General features: G+C 45.5%; 15 protein-coding genes. 1 reads left to right on the top strand and 14 read right to left on the bottom strand.

Annotated features, from left to right (window positions below):
• Position 1 precedes the first annotated feature (1 nt).
• The 8 genes from ABJ225_RS13125 to ABJ225_RS13090 form a co-directional block, all read right to left on the bottom strand.
• A complete protein-coding gene (locus ABJ225_RS13125; RefSeq protein WP_347320673.1) occupies positions 2–1,228 on the bottom strand; it encodes an aldehyde dehydrogenase family protein in 1,227 nt (408 codons plus the stop codon).
• Positions 1,216–2,652, bottom strand: coding sequence for a class I adenylate-forming enzyme family protein (locus ABJ225_RS13120; RefSeq protein WP_347320670.1), 1,437 nt, complete (start codon positions 2,650–2,652; stop codon positions 1,216–1,218). The genes ABJ225_RS13125 and ABJ225_RS13120 overlap by 13 nt, the downstream gene beginning before the upstream one ends.
• 2 nt (positions 2,653–2,654) lie before the next feature.
• Positions 2,655–3,566, bottom strand: coding sequence for a hypothetical protein (locus ABJ225_RS13115; protein WP_347320667.1), 912 nt, complete (start codon positions 3,564–3,566; stop codon positions 2,655–2,657).
• Between the two features lie 7 nt (positions 3,567–3,573).
• Entirely contained in the window at positions 3,574–4,518 is a 945-nt protein-coding gene (locus ABJ225_RS13110) for an ACP S-malonyltransferase (protein ID WP_347320664.1), read from the bottom strand.
• Positions 4,519–4,535: 17 nt separating this feature from the next.
• Positions 4,536–5,288 carry an SDR family NAD(P)-dependent oxidoreductase gene (locus tag ABJ225_RS13105; protein WP_079514966.1) on the bottom strand — a complete coding sequence of 251 codons (753 nt, stop codon included), beginning with the start codon at positions 5,286–5,288 and terminating at the stop codon, positions 4,536–4,538.
• Positions 5,285–5,926: a GNAT family N-acetyltransferase gene (locus ABJ225_RS13100; protein WP_053428484.1), complete on the bottom strand. Its 642-nt coding sequence runs from the start codon at positions 5,924–5,926 to the stop codon at positions 5,285–5,287. The genes ABJ225_RS13105 and ABJ225_RS13100 overlap by 4 nt, the downstream gene beginning before the upstream one ends.
• A gap of 137 nt (positions 5,927–6,063) precedes the next feature.
• Positions 6,064–6,708 (bottom strand): LuxR C-terminal-related transcriptional regulator, encoded by a 645-nt coding sequence (locus ABJ225_RS13095; protein WP_159645996.1) that lies wholly within the window; start codon positions 6,706–6,708, stop codon positions 6,064–6,066.
• Between the two features lie 45 nt (positions 6,709–6,753).
• Positions 6,754–6,891 (bottom strand): hypothetical protein, encoded by a 138-nt coding sequence (locus ABJ225_RS13090; protein ID WP_159645999.1) that lies wholly within the window; start codon positions 6,889–6,891, stop codon positions 6,754–6,756.
• 116 nt (positions 6,892–7,007) lie between these two features.
• On the opposite strand from ABJ225_RS13090, the gene ABJ225_RS13085 reads away from it, so the two are divergent.
• On the top strand, positions 7,008–8,015 hold the full coding sequence (locus tag ABJ225_RS13085) for a helix-turn-helix domain-containing protein (RefSeq protein WP_347320660.1): 1,008 nt from the start codon (positions 7,008–7,010) through the stop codon (positions 8,013–8,015).
• Between the two features lie 6 nt (positions 8,016–8,021).
• Here ABJ225_RS13085 and ABJ225_RS13080 read toward each other — a convergent pair whose 3' ends face one another.
• From ABJ225_RS13080 to ABJ225_RS13055, 6 genes are read right to left on the bottom strand one after another with little or no spacing between them, the layout of a single operon-like run.
• Positions 8,022–9,074, bottom strand: coding sequence for a GntG family PLP-dependent aldolase (locus ABJ225_RS13080; protein ID WP_347320658.1), 1,053 nt, complete (start codon positions 9,072–9,074; stop codon positions 8,022–8,024).
• Positions 9,071–10,309, bottom strand: a complete 1,239-nt coding sequence (locus tag ABJ225_RS13075) for an ATP-grasp domain-containing protein (protein WP_347320656.1) — start codon at positions 10,307–10,309, stop codon at positions 9,071–9,073. Before ABJ225_RS13075 ends, ABJ225_RS13080 begins: the two co-directional genes overlap by 4 nt.
• The gene (locus ABJ225_RS13070; protein ID WP_347320654.1) at positions 10,287–11,339 is read right to left on the bottom strand and encodes a cysteine synthase family protein; all 1,053 of its coding nucleotides are present in this window, start codon (positions 11,337–11,339) and stop codon (positions 10,287–10,289) included. Before ABJ225_RS13070 ends, ABJ225_RS13075 begins: the two co-directional genes overlap by 23 nt.
• Positions 11,339–12,259 carry a GHMP family kinase ATP-binding protein gene (locus ABJ225_RS13065; RefSeq protein WP_347320652.1) on the bottom strand — a complete coding sequence of 307 codons (921 nt, stop codon included), beginning with the start codon at positions 12,257–12,259 and terminating at the stop codon, positions 11,339–11,341. Before ABJ225_RS13065 ends, ABJ225_RS13070 begins: the two co-directional genes overlap by 1 nt.
• Positions 12,259–13,755, bottom strand: coding sequence for a lyase family protein (locus ABJ225_RS13060; protein ID WP_347320650.1), 1,497 nt, complete (start codon positions 13,753–13,755; stop codon positions 12,259–12,261). The genes ABJ225_RS13065 and ABJ225_RS13060 overlap by 1 nt, the downstream gene beginning before the upstream one ends.
• Positions 13,756–13,767: 12 nt before the next feature.
• Positions 13,768–17,706, bottom strand: coding sequence for a non-ribosomal peptide synthetase (locus ABJ225_RS13055; protein WP_347320648.1), 3,939 nt, complete (start codon positions 17,704–17,706; stop codon positions 13,768–13,770).
• Positions 17,707–17,720 lie beyond the last annotated feature (14 nt).

Below are 17,720 nucleotides of genomic sequence, written 5' to 3'. Positions count from 1 at the left end.
CTCATCCCTCTCTTCCCCACAGGTCATGCAGGACCTTCGATAGTAACAGAGGGTGGATATAAAGCTCTCCTCGATAGGAAGCATAATTGGCCATTGGACCGTACCCTCCGAAAGGGGAATTCCCATCTTCAATTTCAAACAGGGTCTGATTGACGGAAACCACGTGCTTCTTTTGTAGATAGGAAAGTAACTCGTCACTTCCATCACCGCAGTAAAGTGAAGCCCCCATCGCCCTTTCCAAAAAGTAGCCTTCCTGTAGCGTGGACTTCAATTGTTCGTCCTGATCGTAAATGATGACGTTGAATATGGGAGAAAAATATTCATCAATCGGGAGCTTATCCGTGATGTGACTCACCAACACGGTCGGCTGAAGTACTTTTTGATGGTAATCAATCGTCCCACCATGTCTGATAAAGGCGCTGTGCTGATTCAAATACTGACCTACCGATTCCAAGGTAGACGTATAGTGGATCTTGCCGTAATCTGCTGTCAGATCAAGATTGGAACCGTATTTGAGCTGTTTAACCTTTGCCAGCAACTCATGAATAAAGGCATCACTAATTGACCGGTGGACGTAAATCGCATCTGGCCCCATACAGTCCTGGCCACTATTAAACATCCTTGCCGCAATCAGATCCTCTGCTGAATGTTCTATGTAGGCTGATTCCGTGAGGATGAAAGGATTGACCCCTTGTCCGAAGTATACAAATAGTTGATCATCTGAAAGTTGGAACTTGATATTCTCAGCATTCTGATATGTTCCAGTAAAGACGACTACATCTGATTTCATGGCCGATTCCTTGATATACTTCCTATGGGAGAGTTCCAATAAGGTGATGGGAAGCTCATGGACCTTCTTTAATAAATCGTGCAGTCTTTTTGCTTGGGGGGACACCATACTGGAACTTCGAAATTCAATTTCTTTCGTATAGTAAGATGGTATCAGCAAGTATAAGACATAAGAGTACAAGAGGACGTTGGAAGGCATGAAAACAGACATGCGGTCGATATCAGGCGGCTGATTCCTTCTGACTTCGTCATACCCTTTCTCCAACGTCTTGATTGAACTGTCAATCTCCTCTTCAGCGGTTCTGTAGGTTGAAACCTCTGTCAGGATGTCACGTATATCCGAACGGTTTCGTTTGATGAATTCAATTGTCTTTTCAATAGAACTCCTCCTACGTTCCATTAACGAAGAATTCCGTTCCAGTATATTTACATTGACCATATCATTTCTTCCTTCCTATTTGCTTCCCACTCATGTGCCATCGCCAGGATGGCTTTCTGATCGACCTTTCCGTTCGAGAGCGTTGGGAATTTCTCCACGCAGGCTACGAAATCAGGTCGTAGTACTGTGCTTAGACACTGATTAATCGCTTTTTTCATGGAGGATTCTTCCTGCATAGCCACTTCGGCAAAAAGGAGGATTCTGGACCCTTTTTTCTCATCTTTAATGGGAAACGCCTTCGTTTTCAATCCGAGTTGATCCTCGAGCTGTTTTTCGATTGAAGCCGGGTAGATCAAGTAGCCGTTCCTTAATATCTCATTCCCTCTTCGACCAATAACATGGAGATTCCCATCCGCATCCTTGAAGCCGACATCCTTCGTCTGGAACCAATGGGATCCTGGTGGGATGAGATCCGGACTCCCTTCCACGATATACCCTTCCATGACATCACCGGACTTCACGAGTATTTCACCGGTTCCCCCTGGAGGCAATTCTACGCCGGACGGATCGATTATCTTGAGCTCAAGACCCGGAAGAGGCTGTCCGCATCCCGTCTCTGGTGACTCTGTGTTGAGCGCCACATTTCCCAGTTCCGACAAACCATACCCATCCAGCAGCTCCATGCCCATCAAACGTCTGAAATCCATTCCGAGTTTCCTGGCCAGAGGGGATCCCCCTATGCACCACATCCTTACTCGGGAACCTTTCAACTCCGCTGCGGTGTCATGGCGTTTGGTAAGCAGTCTATTCAAGATGTAATAAGTAGAAGGGACGGCGTCCACAACGGTTACACCCTTCTCTGTAATCGCCTTGATGATCGGCCGAATTTTTTTGTAGTCGCAGACGACGAGTTCGCATCCTTTCAACCACCAGATGAATAGGAACGACAAGCCGTAAAAGTGTGTGAAGGGAACAAGTGGAAGCAAGACATCCTTCTCCACGTACTTCATTCGCTCCATCGTACTTTCTATATTGTCGAGAAACGAGCGACCTGATTTTACGATTCCTTTTGGAGCACCGGTTGAGCCTGACGAATACAGGATTAACGCATCTTTTTTCTCCTTCCATCGGGAGAGACTTAGAGCGGACTGCTCTGCTGAAGGAGTGATCCTTTCCAAGGGGATGACAATGGTCTTCATTTCGGTGGACGGGGTAAACCATCGATCAGACAGGCACATTCCACACCCCAGTGCCCGTGCAGTGGCCCTTACTTCGGATTCCTTCATTTGTGAATCCACCAGAACGATAGAGCAGTCCTTTTGGATAAGGGCGAAAAGTGTGACGACCATATGATAGGAGTTGTCCGCAGTCACCAGTACCCTTTCCCCTTCTGTTAAACCTGCGGAACAGAGGGAATCGACGTAGTTCCACACGTCTTTCGTAAATGCAAGTCTGTCAGACTGGTACGCTTCTGTATGGATCATGGTTAACGTTCCACCAGCATGTCCACCATTTTTTCCGGGCTGACTTCTATCGTCTGGACGTCTTTCTTCAGTAATTGATTAAATAGATTCTTTGGTCCGACGACATAGATATCCTTCAATCCAAGACGGACGATTTGTTGCTTCACCAAGTCCCACCTGACCGGGTTATCGTAGCCGTCCAATAACGATTGCTTAAACTTCTCAGGGTCTTGAACGAGCTCACCGGACACATCCGATATAAACGTACCCTTCAGCGGTTTAAAGTTGAACTCCTTGAAGATCCCGTTTTTCAATTCCTGATGCAGGGGAGCGAGAGTGCTGCTATGGATCGGTTGTTTCATTGTGTGGAGGGAAAAGCATTTGGGTTTGTTGTTAAGGTATTCCTTTAACTCCTTGATGACACCGGCAGGGCCGCACAGGCAGACGACTTTCTCAAGGTACCCCACCAACTCCAGCGGCTTGTTGTGAGCATGGAATTCTTCTACTATTCCCCTCGCATCCTCCAGTGAAAGATTGTAAATAAAATGAGTTTGATAATCTCCCTCAAGATGATGATAGAATCGTCCGGATACTTTGGCAGACTCATGGGTCAGCCAGACAGCTTCCTCGTAAGTGAGCGTCTCTGTAGCGACTGCGGCCCCCATCACCCCGAAACTCGGTCCGATCGTGTATTCGGGTCTACTGCCATACAGATCGGCATAATGATCCATCAAGGCCACAGAATTAGCTAGAAATGCACATTCTTTCACTTCATATTCCCTTTCATCCGCTTCCCTGAAAGCATCCATCAACGAATATCCGATCGTAGAGCTCGCTTCGGAAAACCGCCGACGTGCATGTGGACTTTGGTGAATAAATGCCTCTACCTCTGAATAGTCAGAAGGAGCTAAGCCTGGTAATAATAATGCTTCCATAAGAAAATCACACCTGCTCCTTCACGTAATGTGGGAATTTCTCCCTGATCTCTTCCATGGTGACGAGCGTCTCTACTTCAAAAGGAATATCAGTAAACTGTAGAGATTTAGAAATGAATTGACCTGGCCCCAGGACAAAAAGCTTCTCTACGCCTTTTGATTTAAGCGATTTAAGGACCTCATACCATTGCACCGTGACCACATATTGCCCAATGATTTCATCACTCACTCCGTCACCATCCGTGATAGCTGAACCGTCTACATTGCTAATTAGTGGCGGCTCGGGGCGCAGTGGGCTGATGGTCGGCATGAATTGCTCTGCTAACTTACCTTGGACATCCGTGAGCAGCGAGCAGTGCCCTGGAGGACCGAATGGGATCGTGACGCCCAACCCTCCTTGGGACATGGCCATCTCGGCGAGTTTTTCCAGTGAGTCGAAATCTCCATTCACAATCATTTGATTGGAACATGCGTACATGCAAGGCTCTGCATATCCTCCCGACTCCCTTACGATCTGCATATTCTTCTCCATGATGGAGCAATCGATATTGTAGAAGAAGAAAACGCCATATCCCTTATTCCGTTCATCCTCTTCTTCCAGATCGCACATACCCTTGACCATGCGGATGGTATCTTCAAAGCTAAGGGCCCCACTGCAATGGATCGCCGTCATTTGCCCAAGACTTGGTCCTACATAGTACGCGGGACTCCCGAACATCTCCTTCAGCATGTCATGTAACGCTGTGCTAATGGTTACAATGCTTGGTCTTGCAATATCTCCCTGGTTGATGACGGCGACATCCTCCGAGAAGAAGCGCTCGGCAAGGTCATAACCCAAGATGGCACTGGACTCTTTGAATTTCTCTCTCACCTCAGGAAATGCCTGATATAAATCCAGGAAGTTTCCGGATTTCAACGTCATCAATGGGGGAAACAATACAGCTGATTTCATTTAAACACCTCCGTTTTTCACATAAGACCGCCGTCGACGACCAGCGTTTGACCAGTTATATATTTTGATTGAGGAGAAGCAAGGAATGCTACCGCTTCAGCGACATCATCGACCTCTCCTAAATGCCCCATGGCAATTTTCTTTTTGAATTCAGCCATCTGATCTTCAGGAATCCGATCCACCATCCCCGTGTTGTTGATATAGCCAGGCGCGACTGCATTGACCCTGACACCAAACCGTGCATATTCCTTCCCAAGCGACCGTGTCAATCCAATCACCCCCGCTTTACTCGCACTATAGGCGCTCAACCTGTCCATTCCCACCAGGCCAGCCAGAGAGGCAATATTGATAATGGATCCCCTCTGTTCGGTTAACATGTGGAGGGAAACTGCATGAATGCAATTGATGGTACCCATGATATTGGTATGGATGATTTCCTCCCATTTTTCGACCGGGTTACTCGGAATCAGTGCCCCTCCATAACTTACTCCTGCGTTATTTACGAGGACATCGATACGGCCGTATGTGGATAGAATACGCTGAAAGGCGCTCTGAACCTCGTCACGGTCATTCACATCAATTCGTTCGTATGCAATTCTTTCATTGCCTGTGGACTCTTGTATCTTCCTGACCAGTTCTTGAATTTCTTCCAGGGAGCTTCTATACCCCAGGATCACGGTGGCACCCAAGGATGCGAAGTGGTTCGCCATCCCGGCCCCCAGTCTCTTGGAAGCACCTGTCACGACAACGACATGACTATCCCAGCTCATTTTTTCTCACCTTTACCAATCAGTTCCGGAAGACAATGCTCTTTCCAATAGCCATTCATGTACTCATGAAGTTCTTCCCGGATCAATCGTTTTTCTTCTTTCGGTATGCTGTCTTGCGGGACATTTTGTTCGTCTGCATAATATTCATCCCGCAGGATGGAAGAAACCACGGCATCATGGTACTCACCATCAATGAAGAAGTGGTCCCGCATAATCCCTTCGATCGTCACCTTGTTCTTAATCAAGAAACGGACCGAACGCAGATTGTACAATCCGTTAATGAATTGGACCTTGTGGGCATTCCTACTATGGAATAAATAGTCCATGATAAGGAGTGAGGCTTCTGCACCGTATCCGTTATCCCATAGTTCCGGTTCCCCGATGACCCCTCCTAGTACATAGCTCCCTTCATACTTCTGGGGTTGCCATGATACAAAGCCAATCTTACGATCATCATGGGTCAATACCATCGCATAGCGCGTATTGCCCGATTTAATATCTTTCTTGATTTCTTCAGTTGTGGCAAACTCCAATGAACCCCTTGCCAAAGCACTAGAAGTAGACGGTATGACCCATCTAGAAAACAATTCGAAGTCCTCTTCTTCTATCGGTCTTAACTTAACCAGATATCCTTCCATCGATTTTCCCCTTTCTCTATGAACATAGAAGTGTTTCTCCATTACATCTTAAAAAAATGTCCTTCTTAATACACCCGTATTTCACGCAATACTAAGAAAAGAGCCCATCATCAGATGGACTCTTTGAACAGTTGGTATTATGATATGGAGGTTAATGAGGATAAATGTTTAGTTGAATGGGCGTATAGTAGATTTGCTCTGGTTATTTTGACTGCCAAGCCCACCCGGGATTTGACTCTTAATTTTTGCATGCTTGCAGCAATATGATATTCTACTGTCCGCTTGCTTAAGTAGAGTGTATCAGCAATCTGCTGATTCGTTTTGTCATTAATCAATTCTTCAGCAACCCGTAGCTCCATTTCAGTCAGAATCTCCGGCAGATCCACCATATGATCCTGCTGTTGACCAGTTAAGGTTGCCGGGAACAATGAATCCTTCAGCTCTTCCGAAATATAGAAGCCTCCATTATTTACAACGGTCATAGCCGTTATCAGTTCCTCCACACTATCCTTCTGTACAATAGCCTGAGTATTTAGGATATAAGGGAGCAGGTGCTTCTCACTTTTTCCTATCAACACAATCTTCTTGCATTTACCAGAAGGCAATTGGTTCACGATTTCTTTTTTATTTAGATTAAAAATGGCTATATCATAAAAGTTTACAAACAGTGAATCGTTAAGAGAGGAAGCATTTTGCAATAGATGACATGAGTAGCCTCTTTCAGACAACGTTCCCAAAATCTTTTGAGAATGACTTTTTTCCTTTATATAATCGACAATCAATACCCTATGCCCCACCTGATTTCACCTCTGTTGATCAAAAATAGTTTAATGGTGACCAATGATTGGATCATCAATATCCTTAAAAATTACTACTACGCTACCAGAATGATTACCATGGCCCACACTTCCCATCACGATTGACGTTAAAAGAGCCACAAACATGAATTTTTTTAGTCCTTTCATACTGTTTTCGCCTCCCTTCCTTTATCCTAGTACCATTATTGTACAAAATTTTGTAAAATTATATATGCATTTACGAAATATTATGACAAGTATTTCACTACAATACAGGAGGAAATATGGATCACATCGGGAAAAAAATTCAAGAAATTCGCATGAAGATTGGATATTCCAGACAGTATGTATCTAAAAACATTTGTGATGAATCGACCCTGTACCGGATCGAAAAATCTCTTCAACTTCCCCGCCTAGATGTTCTTCAGAAAATTTGTCATAAGTTGAATATTTCAGTCGATTTTATCCTCACACCTGACCTTGAGTCTCAATTTGTTCATATGGATAAGATCAAAAAGTTATGCCGAGAAAGTTTATACCAACAAGATTTCGACTCAATTCAGTACCTCATTGAAGAAGCAGAAACGTTCATATCGAAACACCCTAACTTGGAAGACGATGAGTTTCTTCGCTTTGTGAATTGGCAAAAGGCCATCCTCATTCACAAAATAGAAAAAAAAGCCGATCGCGCTGAAACGGCCTTTCGAAAATTACTATACAAAAATAAGATTATCAGAGAAATCGACATTAACATCGCCAACTCGCTTGCATTGGTATTAATAGAGAAAAAAGAGTTCCAGGAGGCGGGTTCCCTCCTCAGGAAATCATTGAAGGCAGCTGAGGACAATAATCTCATAGAGGATAAATCACTCTATCCTCGTCTCGGGTACAACATGGCTTATATCTATTATATAGATGAAAAGTATGACTCCTGCCTTGATCTTGCTCACAGGATACAATATTATCTACTGGCTAATCATTTATTATATTCAAAAGGGGAACTATCTCATTTAACTGGAATCGTCTACGAGAAAAAGAATGATCTGGAGAGTGCTTCTGTCTATTTTTCTGATGCCATATCGGTTTTTTCACTGGAAAATAAAAATGATTTCCTCATTCGCTCCTTACGAGCACTTGCGGAAATTGAACAAAAGAGGGGTAATTCCATAGAGGCTACCAAATTACTTGATCAAGCCGAGGAGAAGATTGACAGACTGGGTGATCATCCAGATGCCGAAGAGATGAAGACAAAAATAAAGCACACCAGGGAACGGTGTGCCGGCGAATCATGACATGATTTAAACGGTTTGTGTCATCTCGATCTCTATTACTGATCGCACAGTAGAGATCGTAGATGCAATATCCTCATCAGAGATATGTCGATGAATCACCGCTCTGATTCTTCCATACCCCATCTCAGAAAATATCAAACCTTGATTCTCATTCAATGCTAAAAATCGTTGCCACGTACATATGTCCTCATCGACGGTAAAAATGACGATATTGGTCTCTACCTCGTCGGGATTGATGTGGATTCCTGGAATGGATGATAGCCCCTGGGCTAATTGCTTGGCCCTTGTATGGTCATCTCTCAATCGTGAAGTCATCTTTTCCAATGCCACCAGCGCAGGCGCCGCCATGATTCCAACTTGGCGCATACCACCTCCGAGCATTTTGCGTAATGTCCTCACCTTCTTGATATGTTCTTTCGATCCTGCTGCAATGGAACCAATCGGAGCAGACAAACCTTTCGACAGACAAAATTGTACAGAGTCGGCGTATTGCATGATCTCCTTGACGTCTACTCCAGCTGCACAAGCTGCATTGAACAATCGTGCCCCATCCATATGGATGGGTATTTTTCGCTTTCGGCTGAACTCATATACGTCCTTGAGATAGCTCAGAGAAAGGACTTTACCACCGCAGCGGTTATGCGTGTTCTCAAGACAGATCAATGCAGGCAGAGCAAATTGGGGATCCTCTGGGTCAAAGGGGAAGACTTTCTCTAAGTCCTGGATGGCCAGTTCACCGTTCGGCTGGGTGGGGATGGGTTCGTACATGATCCCTCCACAGACGGAAGCCCCACCTGCTTCAAAGATGTAGATATCGCTTTCGTCCCCGACCAACACCTTGGATCCCCTGGGACAATGGGCCATAATTGAAGCCAGATTCGCCATCGTCCCACTAGGCATGAAGCAAGCAGACTCCATTCCAAGGAGCTCCGCTGCGAATTCTTCCAACCGATTGACAGTAGGGTCTTCACCATATACATCGTCCCCGAGGGCAGCATGCTGGATCGAGGCCATCATTTCTTCAGTAGGTTTGGTTATGGTATCACTTAAATAATTCATCTACTATACTCCTTCTCTTCGATTTTCACCTGTTTTGATGCTTCTTGGATAACGGACAACACATTCTTGGCGTCTTTCCCTACAGCAATCGTGTACCCGATCCTCCCATAGGCATTCCTGGCTGATTCAACTTCATCACCGATCTTCACATTCAGCCTGGTCTCTTTGATCCCCTTTACATGCTGATCCTTTATGGGATTGATTTCCGTAATGACACCACTCGTTCCAGGCACAATGAATTGTATACCCGCATAACAGCCTGAAGGGTGGGATAGCGCAGGCTGAATGCCCAGCGAAGCTTTAATCTGTTCCTCCAGAAGGTCGATGCCTTTTGATAACCGGATTAGTTCAGGAATCATTCCACCTGCAAGGCGGCCATTGAACTCAACCAAGAACAATCTGCCCTCTGCGACCTTTACCTCGATATGACTCGGGCCTGTGAACCACCCCAGCGTGTGAAGGATTTCAAATGCCCCTTCCTCGAGGCAATCATGAACGTCCCACGACAGATCATCAGTCGGGAACAGATGTCCTTGTTCCACCCGGAATGGGTCGCTTCCGACTTGTTTTTTTGTTATGCCGATCAGAGTGTGCTTCCCATTAAAAGAGAAGCATTCCACACTGTATTCCTGCCCTTCTACATACTCCTCTACAAGGACCATGTTCACAACGGGCTGATTCCTCGTGTTCAGTTTGATCTTGAGCAGGCGAAGCGAATGATTGAGCAGGTCAGAGAAATCATGACAGACCTTCACACCATTAGAACCGCTGTCATCCACTGGCTTGACGATGCATGGAGTAGGGAACTCATGCTGTTTTTTCACTAGGTCTTCTTCAGTTTTAACCCCTGCATAGAAAGGCTGATAAAGCGTTTTGCTCTGTTTTAATTTTTCCCGAACAGCGAACTTATTCCTTGCAGCCGCGACCGCTTCAGGAGGATTACCTGTAATTCCAAGAGCAGAAGTTAACCGGGCAACGGTATGAATGTAAAATTCACTCGTGGTGGTGATACCCCCGATCTCTCCTGAATGGAAAGCATCTTTGATCACCCTGAGGATCTCCTCATAATGATTCGTGTCGCATATCATGAGTTCACACTCTTGTTCCTCCAGACCTTTGTAGATGCTTGGATCCCTAGTGATGAATACAGGAGATACGTTCAGGGAATGAGCCTTTTGAATTGCCATCATACCCGTACCTGTTGTATTGGCTTCAATAAATAACAGCTTCTTCATTCGAACACTTCCATTGCTTAAAATTAAGGTACGACCACTTTTCCGTGTTCTGGATGGTCGCTACCTCTTCCGGTTGATCATTTAGGGAATATGGGGTTAATCGGTGTTCCGCAAAGAAAGCTTCTTGATAAATGGTGGTGTAATAGCGATCTCCCCTGTCTGGAAACACGCACAGGATTTTCATTGAGGGGTCGACGTGAGAACTGAGCCAGTTGGCGACGGCATATACACTTCCGGAACTATTTCCGGCGAAAATCTTTTCATGTCTTGACAGTTCAATTGTCCAGTTGAATGCCTCTTCATCGTTTAACCAATGCACCTCATCAATGATCGAGTAATTGACATTTTTCGGTTGAAGGCTATTGCCAAGACCTCCTTGAAGCCTTTTCGGCTTGTCCTCCTGAAAAAAGATGGAGCTTCCTGCAGCATCGACTGCCACGACTTTCAGGTCGGGATTTAGTTCCTTCAGTCTTTCGGCTGTTCCGCACAGGGACCCTCCGCTTCCGACCGCTCCGACCACAATGTCTACGTTCCCGATTTCATCCACCACGCTATCCGCCAGTTCATGATAGGCCAAAGGGTTTTGAGGATTCTCATATTGTTTTGGCCAGAAAGCATCTGGGTGTTGTTCAAGCATCTCATAAAGGACATTCAGCCTGGCTTGCTGCCATCCTCCTGCCGGACCCATCTCTTCCACTACATGGATGGTCGCTCCCAGCGCCTTAAGCTTAGTATGTGTCAGCGAATCAATACGGGGATCAGTGATGATATGCACTTCATGCCCAAGATACGATCCAACCAGTGCAACCCCTAAGGCGAGAGTTCCGGAAGAACTTTCTATGATGGGGGCTCCCTCCTTCAGCATACCGCTCGTTTTCGCATCCAAAATAATTTGTTTAGCGACTCGATCTTTCATTCCGAATGGATTGTACATCTCCAGCTTGGCATACACGGGAGCTAAGCCGTTTACATTCCCTTTCAACTGTATTAACGGTGTCTTCCCTATTAAGTCCACCATTGTCATGACCATTACACTGGCACCTCCTTTTTCACATAATGACTCGAGCATGAGTTGAATACCTCGACTGGGTAGCCCAACTGTCTCAAGGATTCCAACCCGATTTCTCTTTTGGTTGTATAGTCTGGGTCATCGTCAGATAGAATGATTCCAATATAGGTTCCGCTATGAGCGGTCACAACTCCTACCCCTCCGATGGAATCACAGATCTCCCTCATCGAATCAAGCGTTTTCTTCGGGCGGTTTTTTTGATTCAGAATGGCACTTCGGGTGGTCACCTTACCGAGTAATTCCAGATCATGATCGCGGAGTGCCGAACTCATATCAGACAGCAGGGACTGATATTCCGTCTTATCCACCTGTGAAACTTCCCGCTCTACCTGATTGTATTTGATCGTATCGATCTCCCCTCCTTCATCCAAAGCCAGAATCGACAAGGGGGGACAGCTTCCAAGGGATTCTCTTAATTCGAGCTTTTTATGATAGTAAACCACGATTCCTGCATGCATGATCCCGTCGGTTGGCTCAATATCCCTGATGAACGACTCCACCACCCCCACTGGTATATCCATACCAAACACATCTTCTATTGCTCTCGAAACGGCAATCATGTCTGCAGTCGAACTGGCCAAGCCCTTCCCCTGCACTAATTCACTATCTATGACCAGATGACCACTGACTGGTTTATCGTAGTAGGATAATAACTTTCTGGCCAGGTCTAAGGACTTCAGCTTTCCTGGAGGGGAAATGGATAACTCCCCTCTCACAGACGGATAAAATTTGCACTCCGAATACCTCTCAATGGGGAAGGTGACAAGGAAGTTCTGTTCATTCGGCAGGACCCCCTGTAGCAGTTCGCCGAATGTCCCGTATGATTTTCCCACCCCGTACCTTTTGGCTGTGTAATCAAGGTGATCCCTCTCTGGGCTCATCATAAGCTCCCTTCGTTAGGTTCCCAGTTCTCCAGCTCATCCAATTTGGACAGGACCCTATTTTTGATAGAGATGAATGTTTGCTGTAACGTTGCTTCTCGCTTTTCATATGACTCCATCATCTTCCCTACAGAATCATCATGGGTGGAACCCTCCGTTATCTTTCGGTCGATTTCCCGGCGGAAGTCAAAGATCTCAAGCAGTTCTTGACCCGATATGTGATTAATGAATCCTTCATCCTTACACATACTTGTCAGGTATTCATTCGACACTTCGTCAGGCTTCCGGTCATGCTCAATATAAAAGGTAATGAACCTTCCGGCAATAACCTGGGCCGTGCGATAGGGAATATGATTTTTTAACGTCAATTGGTTTGCCAGTGAAAAACCTCCGAAAAATTCCGTTGAACATGCGGCTTCGGTTTTATCGACGTTAAATTCCATGTGCTGAACGATCAGGAGAAACAAATCCAATACGTCATCTGCATTGTTTAATAAGAGTGGCAAGCTTTTGGACGATTCCTTTGATACTTCCACAAGATTGCTGTAGGGAGTGTTTCTTTGCCCTAGGATCATATCCATATAGAAGCCCACCAAATGACTTGTCTTTCCCCTTGCCCGTTCGAGAAGGGGGAAATTCCGTTTTTGAGGCATGGAGGATGAAATGCCCGACAGTTCATCTGGGAAGGTGATGAACTGCTGTTCACTGCTTCCCCACATAAGGAAATCGGTTAGGAACCGACTTAAATTGGTTGCGAGATACGACAGACACTCGCCCATCTCCAGTACCCACCCCCGAGATGCCACCCCCGCCAGCGCATGCCCCGTATAGGAAGTGAATCCAAGGGAGGCCGCCATCTCATCGCAATTCCACGGAAGCTCCTGACCGGACATGGCACCTGATCCCAGCGGGCAGCGCCCATTGGTCGACTCTAGGACGTGCAGCATTTTGCTGATGGTGTGCAGGATATGCTCACTGACAGCTGTTAAATAAAACGGAATGGTGATGACCTGTGCCGATTGATAGTGGGTGTACCCAGGCATCATGCAGCCTGAATAGAGAGAGCATTTCTTAAGGATCTGTTTATTAATCTGGAACATTTTATCTAGGAGCCCCAACCACTTCTCCCTGCCGTACATCAGCTGAGCCGTCGCCTGGTAATCATTCCTGCTCCTGTCCACATGCCAATTTACGATTTCCTTGTCCACTTTTTCATTTACATAGCGTTCTATGGTTAAGGCGATATCTGTCAGATTATCGCCTGACAAAGTGACGAGTTCAGTCTTTTTCATCTCATTCAGAGCCGCCAGAATCGGCACGATATCTTCACGTCCGAGTAAATCCATCTTTTCATATCGTTGAAGCAACACTCTCTCGATGGAGATATAATGTTGTAAATAGTGCTCAAGCTCGTAATCGAATTGTGGTTTCAGTACCTTACTAACGTAAAGTTCATGAGGATTCTTCGCGACTCTCCCTGTTACTTGGTTGACCATCTGGATTGCCCCCTATAGAAATTGGTTTAGCTTATCGGCTAAGGATTTCACATGATGCGGTGAGACGACATCATGATGACGACCCGTTATCTCGATGGGGATAACTGTCCCTTTGGTACGTATTTGCCAGTCTTCGGGATGAACAAGATCATGAAAGTGATTCGGATCTTTCTCTACACAATGGAACACGATCAAATCGGATTGTATCGGCCCTTGAAAATGATAATGATCACAAGCAAAATTATTCGAAGCCATGATCTTGATGACCCTCTTAACATCCTCGACCTCCGCAAGTCCAGGGAGTAATTTGTTTTCCTTTGCTTTTGCCAATAACACCGAAAGCTTTGCCTCCATGTTCATTCCCTCGAATTGGACCATATCTTCCCCTAAACTTTGAGCCCAAGCCATCAGTGGCTCTTGCCGACCTTCCACCTCATGGTCTCCGTTGAAAGGATGAGCATCGATTAACCCGATGAATGAGCAAACTTCTCCCATTTCTTCAAGGATCCTTGCCATTTCAACTGTTAGGGTGCCCCCCATGGACCAGCCTGCAAGCCTATAAGGCCCCTCTGGTTGGATTATCCTGATTTCTTCTACGTACTTCTCGGCCATGGAGCGGATGTCTTTCAAGGGCTCGCAATCCCCTTCATATCCAACAGACTGGATGCCGAATATCGATACGTCCTGCTTCAGTTCCTTTGCAAGAGATAGATAACACATGACTCCTCCCCCTCCTGGATGAATGAGGAATAAGGGGGGATGATTGGACGTTGTCTGATTCAATGGCACGACCACTCCCCCGTTATGCCCTTTCACTTCCAGCTTCTCCAAGGCGTCTGATAGTGATTCAATGGTTCGATGCTCAAATAGAATCGACATTGGAATGCTTCGCTTAAGGTCGCGTCGTATGCAACCCACCACTTCGAGCACTTTGATGCTGTGACCGCCAAGGTCGAAGAAGTCTTCATTGATTCCAATATCGTCAAGGCCCAATACTTCCTCCCATATGGCCGTCAAGGCAAACTGGAGTAAGGATTCTGGCTGCTTTTTATGTTCCTGGGAAACCAGGTCGTTCTGATCAAAAGGCAATTCTTTCACCAGTAGCTTCCCGTTTGAATTGACTGGTATGTCGTCCATGAACACGATAGCATTTGGAACCATGTAATAAGGAAGTTCTTCCTTGATGATTGCCTTGATCGTGGCTGCATCAATAAGGGAGCCCTTTTGCTTTACAATAAACGCAAACAGCTTCTTCTCCCCCTCGATTTGATTGACGGCCACCGCTGCATGCTGTACTCCCTGAATCGTCAGGATCACATGCTGGATTTCACCGAGTTCTATCCGGAATCCCCTTATCTTGACTTGAGAATCTTTTCTGGAGATAAAGATAAATTCACCCGAATGGTTTTGCTTAACGATATCTCCAGTCTTATAGAATCGTTTTTCGCAAGATCCTTCCCATTTCACATTCACAAAGGCTCCTTCTGATAATGTCTCATTATTCAGATAACCTTGTGCAAGACCATCCCCTCCAATCCATAGCTCCCCAGGTATTCCAGGAGGAACCAACTCCCCATGATCGTCTACAACTAGTAACTGATAATTTGCAAATGGCCTTCCGATGGGGATGACTTGATCCGTGTCGGAGTCTTTGCAGATATAAAAGGTGGTAGCCACTGTCGCCTCCGTCGGTCCATACACATTGACAAGGGGCGTACGATTCCCCATCGCCCGATAATATTCACCGACTAGATACTGGCTAAGCTTATCTCCCCCTGTGATGATGTAGTGTAAAGAGTGGGAATCGGTGAATGACGGGATGGTGATCAACTTCTCTATCAAGCTGTGGAATAATTGTGCCCTTGTCACTTTTTCCGTGCACATTAAGTCAGCTAAATATTCTACATCAAATTGTCTTGACGGCTCGCTCATGATCAGTGTATTGCCTGACATCAGCGTACTGAAGATTTCAGTCATGGAGGCATCGAAGGAATAATTGATATTATGTAAGACTCTCTCTCCTTCTCCAAGAGGAAACTCAGCAAGATAGCCTGCTATATGATTACTCAGGGAATGATGGCTGATTGAAACACCTTTTGGATTCCCTGTACTTCCTGACGTGTAGATATGATAGGCTGAAAGATCTGTAGGTGAAGATCTCTGGAGCAAGTCGGGTGCAGTGGATGCGAAGGATACTGCTTGTCCAATTGTGCATACCGGTACATCCACTTCTACTCTACCGTCTGTATCTACCAGCAAGAGACTGGATTGGGAGTCCGATAGAATGAACCCCCTTCGGCTCTTAGGGAGAGCTGGATCCAGCGGGAGATAAGAGCATCCTGCTTTCAGGATCCCGATGATACCTGCTATTTGTTCTCTGGACCTTTCCATTTGAATAGCTATAATCGAACCAGGGTCAACCCCACTTTCATGGATCATATTCGCAATCTGGTTCGACCTGTCACTGAGTTCAGAATAGGTCCATTCGCCGTGGTGATCCTTTAATGCACAGATCGTCGGGTGAGACTGGGCAGACTCCTCCACTTGTTCATGTATGAAAGATAGAGGTGTCGGCAAAAAAACAGGAGCCAGCATCCCGGCCTTCTCTTCGTCTGTTAAAATAGCCAATCTGGATATCGGTTTTTGAGGGTCATTCAATATGTCTTCTATCAATCTGATGTAATGATGAATGAATCTCTGAACGGTTTCCTCTTTAAATAGATCGGAATCATATTCAATTTCCCCTACACCCGTTTGATCATCACAGCTCACATAAAGGACAAGATCGAATTTTGATGTCTGGGTGTTAATTTTCTCGTGCTCCATTTCAAACTCATCTCCCCCTTCTGAAGGGGCCTTCTCATGAAAGGTGAACATGACCTGGAAAAGGGGATGGACATTCGGGCTTCTCTCAGGATTCAGTTCTTGAACGATTCGTTCAAACGGTACCTCCCCATAGCCATGGGTGTGAACAAAATTCTTCAACGTACTCTTGAGGAAATTTTCAAATTTGCTGTACGGTTTGATTTTTGACCTGACGGGCATCGTATTCACGAAAAATCCAATTAAATCGTGCGTGAATGATTCTTGCCGGTTTGCAACAGGAGTACCTATGACTATATCCTTTTGTCCAGAGTAGCGATAAAGCAGGACATAAAAGACAGCCAAGAAAAAAGCACTGGGAGTGGAGCCATTGGCCACTGCATATTTCCTTATGGCTGCTACCAGATCATCTGGAAAAGAAAATTTCAAATTGTTTCCGGATTTGGCGGCATGCTTAGGGCGGGTGAAATCGGTCGGCAACTGCAAGGAAGGCGGCGCCCCTTTTAAATATTCCTTCCAAAAATCAATTTTCGGTGTGAGCTGGTCACCCGATAGCCTTTCTTTCTCCCAGCTGGCATAATCCGCATATTGGAGCTCCATCTCCTCCATTTCTGACTCCCTTCCCTGCTTCAGCAATGGATAGATGCTTAAGATCTCGTTCTTCAATACGTCGATGGACCATGCATCGAAAATGGAGTGATGGACGTTGATCAACAAATAATGGAGGTCTTCTTCAGATTGTATGAGTTCAAACCGAATCAAAGGTTCTTTACTCAGGTCAAATGGTTTCAGGGCGAAGTTCCGAAGGTAAGTAGGAAAATCAAGACTCTCCTCCATTTCCTGAATAGACGTTTGGATAAAACTAAATGGAGGGTTAACGAGGGAAACTTTTTGTAAAAGTTCCCCGTCCACCTGACAAAACGTCGTTCTGAGCACTTCGTGTTTTTCAACTATTCTTAGTAGAGTTGCCTTTAGCAGAGTTGGATCAAGACTCCCTTTCATTTTGAAGATAAAAGGGATGTTGTACGTAGGCGTGTTGGGTTCCATTTGTTCAAAAAACCATATTCTTTCTTGTCCAAATGAGGCTGGTAGTAAATAGACCTCATGATCAACGTGTAGTTCGTTCATATTGACACATCCTT

The sequence above is a fragment of the Rossellomorea sp. RS05 genome, from assembly GCF_039822645.1.
GTDB lineage: Bacteria > Bacillota > Bacilli > Bacillales > Bacillaceae_B > Rossellomorea > Rossellomorea marisflavi_B.
This window is presented reverse-complemented; position numbering and strand designations above follow the sequence as displayed.

Coding starts and splice junctions, on each gene's coding strand:
- ABJ225_RS13125 (WP_347320673.1), bottom strand. CDS start 1,228: ATGGTCAATGTAAATATACTGGAACGGAATTCTTCGTTAATGGAACGT.
- ABJ225_RS13120 (WP_347320670.1), bottom strand. CDS start 2,652: ATGATCCATACAGAAGCGTACCAGTCTGACAGACTTGCATTTACGAAA.
- ABJ225_RS13115 (WP_347320667.1), bottom strand. CDS start 3,566: ATGGAAGCATTATTATTACCAGGCTTAGCTCCTTCTGACTATTCAGAG.
- ABJ225_RS13110 (WP_347320664.1), bottom strand. CDS start 4,518: ATGAAATCAGCTGTATTGTTTCCCCCATTGATGACGTTGAAATCCGGA.
- ABJ225_RS13105 (WP_079514966.1), bottom strand. CDS start 5,288: ATGAGCTGGGATAGTCATGTCGTTGTCGTGACAGGTGCTTCCAAGAGA.
- ABJ225_RS13100 (WP_053428484.1), bottom strand. CDS start 5,926: ATGGAAGGATATCTGGTTAAGTTAAGACCGATAGAAGAAGAGGACTTC.
- ABJ225_RS13090 (WP_159645999.1), bottom strand. CDS start 6,891: ATGAAAGGACTAAAAAAATTCATGTTTGTGGCTCTTTTAACGTCAATC.
- ABJ225_RS13085 (WP_347320660.1), top strand. CDS start 7,008: ATGGATCACATCGGGAAAAAAATTCAAGAAATTCGCATGAAGATTGGA.
- ABJ225_RS13080 (WP_347320658.1), bottom strand. CDS start 9,074: ATGAATTATTTAAGTGATACCATAACCAAACCTACTGAAGAAATGATG.
- ABJ225_RS13075 (WP_347320656.1), bottom strand. CDS start 10,309: ATGAAGAAGCTGTTATTTATTGAAGCCAATACAACAGGTACGGGTATG.
- ABJ225_RS13070 (WP_347320654.1), bottom strand. CDS start 11,339: ATGGTCATGACAATGGTGGACTTAATAGGGAAGACACCGTTAATACAG.
- ABJ225_RS13065 (WP_347320652.1), bottom strand. CDS start 12,259: ATGAGCCCAGAGAGGGATCACCTTGATTACACAGCCAAAAGGTACGGG.
- ABJ225_RS13060 (WP_347320650.1), bottom strand. CDS start 13,755: ATGGTCAACCAAGTAACAGGGAGAGTCGCGAAGAATCCTCATGAACTT.
- ABJ225_RS13055 (WP_347320648.1), bottom strand. CDS start 17,706: ATGAACGAACTACACGTTGATCATGAGGTCTATTTACTACCAGCCTCA.